Origin of the sequence: Gracilinema caldarium (assembly GCF_029265695.1) — a bacterium.
Taxonomy (GTDB): Bacteria; Spirochaetota; Spirochaetia; order Treponematales; family Breznakiellaceae; genus Gracilinema; species Gracilinema caldarium_A.
In genome coordinates this window covers 1-5,372 of the sequence record NZ_JAJUHW010000079.1, presented here as the reverse complement: position 1 = coordinate 5,372, position 5,372 = coordinate 1, and the positions used below count along the sequence as shown (strand labels likewise).

At 49.0% G+C, this 5,372-nt stretch carries 4 protein-coding genes and 1 pseudogene; 1 reads left to right on the top strand and 4 read right to left on the bottom strand.

Annotated features, from left to right (window positions below; genetic code table 11):
• On the top strand, positions 1-787 hold a 787-nt coding region (locus Q7P68_RS13850), incomplete at its 5' end, for a putative ABC transporter permease (RefSeq protein ID WP_304226659.1).
• Between the two features lie 2 nt (positions 788-789).
• On the opposite strand, the gene Q7P68_RS13845 is transcribed toward Q7P68_RS13850, so the two are convergent.
• From Q7P68_RS13845 to Q7P68_RS13830, 4 genes and pseudogenes are all read right to left on the bottom strand, one after another.
• Entirely contained in the window at positions 790-2,415 is a 1,626-nt protein-coding gene (locus Q7P68_RS13845) for a sensor domain-containing diguanylate cyclase (RefSeq protein WP_304226657.1), read from the bottom strand.
• A 14-nt stretch (positions 2,416-2,429) separates the two neighbouring features.
• A complete protein-coding gene (gene epsC / locus Q7P68_RS13840) occupies positions 2,430-3,320 on the bottom strand; it encodes a serine O-acetyltransferase EpsC (RefSeq protein ID WP_304226655.1) in 891 nt (296 codons plus the stop codon).
• A gap of 93 nt (positions 3,321-3,413) precedes the next feature.
• A complete protein-coding gene (locus Q7P68_RS13835) occupies positions 3,414-4,316 on the bottom strand; it encodes a patatin-like phospholipase family protein (protein ID WP_304226652.1) in 903 nt (300 codons plus the stop codon).
• A 26-nt stretch (positions 4,317-4,342) separates the two neighbouring features.
• Positions 4,343-5,372 (bottom strand): annotated as a pseudogene (locus Q7P68_RS13830) (acyl-CoA dehydratase activase); the annotation flags it as partial.

The window sequence follows — 5,372 nt, the reverse complement described above, 5'->3', positions numbered from 1 at the left end:
AGATAAGGGGAACACGTTCATGCATGAAGCATTACCGGAAGAACTGCTGCGCTATTTCCTTTACTTTAGTTTTAGTGCTTTTTTGGGCTGGGTGCTTGAATCGACCTATCGGTCAATGACAGAAAAACGTTTTGTAAACGCCGGTTTCCTGTCAGGGCCTTTTGTGCCGATCTATGGGTTCGGAGCCCTTATTATTGCGGTCATTGGCCGCTCACTTGCGGGGCTGCCTGCATGGCTTTTTTGGATCATTATGATAAGCGCCCCAACGGTATTGGAATACGCTGCGGCAGTTCTGCTTGAAAACTTCTTTGGCCTTACACTCTGGGATTATAAAGACGAATTTTTGAATTTTCAGGGCCGTATATGCCTGAAATTTTCATTTTTTTGGGCCCTCCTAGTTATTGGGGCCAATCGGATCCTTGAACCCTGGGCCTTTGCAATAATATCCGGTCTTGGCCCATACCTAATACACTTCTTTTCTGGAGCCCTGCTCATGTATTTTGTCACGGATACGATTCAATCGATCCGTGCGGTCTTTAACTTTAAGGCAGTTATCGCGGACCTGCAGACCCTATTGGAAGCAGGGGGAAAATTCCTTACCAGTTTTGATCTTATCTCAAACGCAATGGGAAGTGCAGAGGGGCTTAAAAAGAAATTACCCCAGGAACTTAAGCGGCTGCTGAAACCGGTCAGGGCTTTCCCGGTGCTCAAAGAAGAGATCCGCTCCCGATTCGCGGTGTTTCCCGAATGGATACGGGAACACCTTGAAAAACGGATGGGAAAATAATTTCAGCCTGCCAGGTTTTTTGGGTCATCGCAGACTGGTGAAATCACCGATATGGAAGAAAGTGATTTTCCCTGAACAACCTGGTTGCGCCCATTCTTTTTAGCCTTATAAAGAGCATCGTCTGCTGCGGCAATGAGGGCAGGACAGAGAATGTCGCAGTCAGGCTTATCGGTAATCTCTATTGTGGACCAGCCAACACTGATGGTAACGGGTATTTTTATACCGTTGTATACAAAATCTGCCAGCTCCACATTTCGGCGCAGCCGTTCACAGAGCATAGGTTCATAGCCAGTATTGTAGGGAATAATTGCAAATTCTTCCCCGCCGTATCGAGCTACGATGTCCCGGTCCCTCAGGTTATTCACCAGGATTTCTGCTAGCCGCTTCAAAACCAAGTCTCCCGCCTGGTGGCCATAGACATCATTGACAGCCTTAAAGTGGTCAATATCGAGCATAACGAGGGATACAGCAGCCCGGGTCATTGAGGAATTATTGAGCAATTCCAAAAATGTTCCGTGGTTAATAAGATTAGTGAGGCTGTCCCTCTGGGCTGTATCTTTTAAGCTAAGCTCCCGTCTGGCAACTATTTCCTGCATTTGGTTAAAACTCTGGATGAGCACGCCAATCTCGCCGTCCGCTTGAACAGTCAGCTTATGATTGTAGTTGCTGGCAGCCATCTGGTTGACCGCATGAACGAGCTCGGAGATAGGCCGGTACACCTGTGCGGTCATCCAATAGGACAAAAGGAGGGATACCAGCATGGCGATTAATCCGAGAATTGACACAAAAATCTGGAGCTGTTGGGCGGGTTTAACTAAGAGGTCTGGAGAGGCTACAACCAGCGCTATAATCTGGAGCTCGGGCATAAAAAAGTAAGCCCCGCTAACAGAACCATATAGGTTGGACTCTAGGGTTATCAAGTCAGAGTTTTCAAGGGAAATCCCCTGCAAAGATTTTTGATCGATAGTAATATAGTCATCGTTTTTAGAATAATATATGACCTGGCCCTGGGGATTGAGTAAAAAAGTCGAGCCAAAACCTGCATTCGAAAAAAGAGCAAAGTTAGTTAGAAATGCATCGAACAAAACATAAAGGCTCGCCACATAGGTCTTTCCTTGAAGGTTGGTAAAACGCCGGGACAGCGCCATGGTAAGCTTTCCATTCTTTTTATTGGCAAAAAAGCCTCCTCCCGATTCCCCATTTTTAAGAGCTTCCTGAAAATAACTGCGATCAGCAATTGAACCGAGGGATGAAACGGGTGTTTTATTACGATGGTTCACAATAGTTCCAGATTGATCAGCGATAACGAGATCTATTATTTGAGGGTACGCAGTAAGTATATGTTTAATGAGCTCTGAAACATGATTGCCTTGCAGCGTTTGGTCATCCATGGATTCAAGCATAAAAGAGAAGGATGTCAGCGTTGATTTCTGCGCATTATGCCAGCCCTTTAGATCGTTCTGAAGCTGGTCCCGGTAAACCTGAGCCAGGTTCATCTGCTGCCTTTCTAGTTCCTTAATAGTCTGGCGACCCACCTGGTAAAAGAGGAGCCCTAGGATGATGATAAAATAAAGAGAATGCATAATGAACTGCTGGCGAAACATCCGCGATCGCAAGAGGTTTTCCATACCTGCAATCTCCCTTACTTTTGCTTGGGCCGTAAAATATGCTCGCCGGTTTTTACATACACGAGGGTATCCGGAGGAACAGATTCAGTAACCCACACATTACCGCCGATGACTGAGCCGCGGCCAATCACGGTCTTACCGCCTAGGATGGTAGCTCCTGAGTAAATGGTTACATCATCCTCTATCGTAGGATGACGCTTGGTATCAGCTTCGTCTTTTTTGACCGACAGGGCTCCCAAGGTCACTCCCTGGTATATTTTTACGTTTTTACCGATGACCGTGGTTTCGCCGATAACAACACCGGTTCCATGGTCAATAAAGAAAGATTCTCCAATGGTTGCCCCGGGATGAATATCAATGCCTGTGCGGCCATGAACTATCTCACTCATAATACGGGGAATAAGGGGCACCTCCCGGACCCAGAAATAATGGGCAAGCCGGTGGACCGCGATGGCCTGGAGACCCGGATAAGAAACGATGACTTCTTCTATACTTTTAGCAGCCGGATCGCCCCGGAAAGCCGCAGCCACATCAAGACTTAAAATACGGCGCAACTGCGGGAGCTGCTCAAAAAAGTCTTCCACAATAAGCTCAGCCATGGTCCTGCAGCCGATGCCTTCGCAGGAAAAGCGGTTAGTTCTGCACGAGAATGAAAGACTTTTTTCAATCTCATTACTCAGCTTCCGGGCAGTACGATATACCCGTTCGGCAATCGTAAGGTGTAGACTTTCCTCATCGGGCAGTTCACTTTCCCGAAAACCGGGGAAAATAATAGCATCCAAATCGGCAAGTATATCCTCAATGCTTTCCCTGCTGGGGAGATTGGGACCGTTAAAATGATTGATGAGCCCATAGTCTTCGTAAGAAGCAACCAGAGCTTTAACACTTTCAGTTAATCGTTCCATATCAATAATGTATCAATTTCTATTATATCCAATATTATTAAAAATAAATACTACCACTATTCTAAAACGAGACAAGTATCCACCGGCAGAGCATTAACGGTGCAGGTGACTTGCCTTTAGGCCCCGGCGGCGCTTGAAATGGGCTAAAAGGCTTTCGCTAAAGAAGGTCTCAATGATTTTTTTATTGTTAAGCGCGTATTGTTCACCCACAGAGATGAGATGTTTCGCCCGGGCAAAGTCGAAGGGAGTAGCCGGGTCTTCCGGGTGAAGGGTGAGGGTGGCCCGGTCAGCATCACCCCGCTGTATATGGGAAATGGCAACTTCCAAGGCACGGTAGACCACCTGGGGCCCAGTTCGCAGATTGCTGCTCCGGGTGAGCATAAAGGCTCCCACATCTATAGCTAGTATCCTGGAGTATCCCAAATCACGGGCTATATAAACCGGGAGATTATTAACAAGGCCGCCGTCCACCAGGTGCTGGCCAGCAATTTCTAGGGGGTCAAAAAAGGCAGGAAAAGCCATAGAAGCTCGTTGGGCACGGGCAAGAGAACCGGAAGAAAGCACCACTTCTTTACCGGTGATCAAATCAACCGTATTGCAACAAAACTGTACAGGTAGCTCTTCTATGGTCTTATGTCCGGCTAATTCTTCTAAATATTGCAGAATACGATTGCCTGAATCTATGGCGGGCTTGGTCGCAAAACGGCTTAGCATTTGGCCTGTTTCCAGGACCCGGCCCATAGGACCCGAGAAATGGAAACGGGAGACATCCAAATACCGGCGGATGTCAAACTTGGAAACCGCTACCGTTTCCAGTTCTTCTGCGGTATAGCCTGCGGCGTACAAGCCTCCTACGATAGCACCCATGGAGGTCCCCACAACAAGGCTCGGCCGCGGGTACCCCCACTCTTCCAGGGCTTTTAGGACACCAATGTGCATGAAGCCCTTGGCGCCGCCTCCAGAGAGGACGAGCGCCCAGCGAAGACCACGGCCCATCGAAAGAACCTCCCGCAGCTCAGCGCCTAGTTGCTGCAGCCAGAACAGCCAGCGCAGCCGCCGCCAGAGCGGTCGTCGCCTACACCAACAGGATCTTGTGCACCGTCTGGTGAACCGTCAAGGGACTCTATGGTGAGGGGCTGTACATTAAGGGCCTTTTTAGAGCCCTGTTCGGCGGCGCCGGCGCTGGCAGCGGCCCCATCGGCAGCGGCAAGGTGTCCCGTCACTGAGACACCCTGGGCACCGGCCTTATCCACCAGGCTCGAAAGGTCCTGATTTCCCTTAAAGCGGAGTACGTTGACCATAAAAATGTTGAGCTTGTTGATAATGTTTGGTGGCAACAGGTTTCCGTCCACTTCCACTGACAGGGTGGGATAGTTCCTATCCCGGGCCCAGGGGGTAAAGAGGCCTTCGATTACCCGGCCAATAAGACAAGCAAAGGGAGAAATATTCACAATACCCGAATAGCCATGCTGCATAGCCGTAGCAGCCACACCGCTTGAAACGGCGATTTCTGAGTTTAATTCCAGGTTCACAAAGTGTTCCTGGGTATTCTGCATGATTAGATCCATGTCGTGAGGAGTCTCGGGTACGAGGCCAGTGGGTTCCAGTATAGAGAGAACCTTCTTTTCCACCGAGTGTTTCCACCACTCTTCGACGCGGAGTTTTACCAGATCCCGGGCGGGCTTGGAGAACCAGCGGCGGACCGGGGGCTGGAGCTTAATCAGTTTATTCAGGGCATACTTACGAACAAAATCGAGGTAATGGATCCACTCAGCAATGCCGGAAACCTTCACCGCTATTCCCCGTTCACTCATAAGATCGATAAGTTCCCCTACCGCAAAGTCATCCCGGCGGACATAAATTTCGCCCACCACGAGTACCTTGGGACAATCAGAAAGCTTCCGCTTCAGGGGGATTTTCTTCACATCCTCCGCAATGCGGCGAAGTTCAGACCAGAGCTTTTTGGGGTCCTTTTCGATCACATCCATCATCTTTTGCCAGGAGTCTTCAAACTCCCTGACAGCCTTTTCAGGATCCGCAGCGGTAGCCTTT

Excerpts from the sequence above, each read along its gene's own strand:
- epsC (WP_304226655.1), bottom strand. The coding sequence starts at position 3,320 with ATGGAACGATTAACTGAAAGTGTTAAAGCTCTGGTTGCTTCTTACGAA.
- Q7P68_RS13835 (WP_304226652.1), bottom strand. The coding sequence starts at position 4,316 with ATGGGCCGTGGTCTTCGCTGGGCGCTCGTCCTCTCTGGAGGCGGCGCC.
- Q7P68_RS13845 (WP_304226657.1), bottom strand. The coding sequence starts at position 2,415 with ATGGAAAACCTCTTGCGATCGCGGATGTTTCGCCAGCAGTTCATTATG.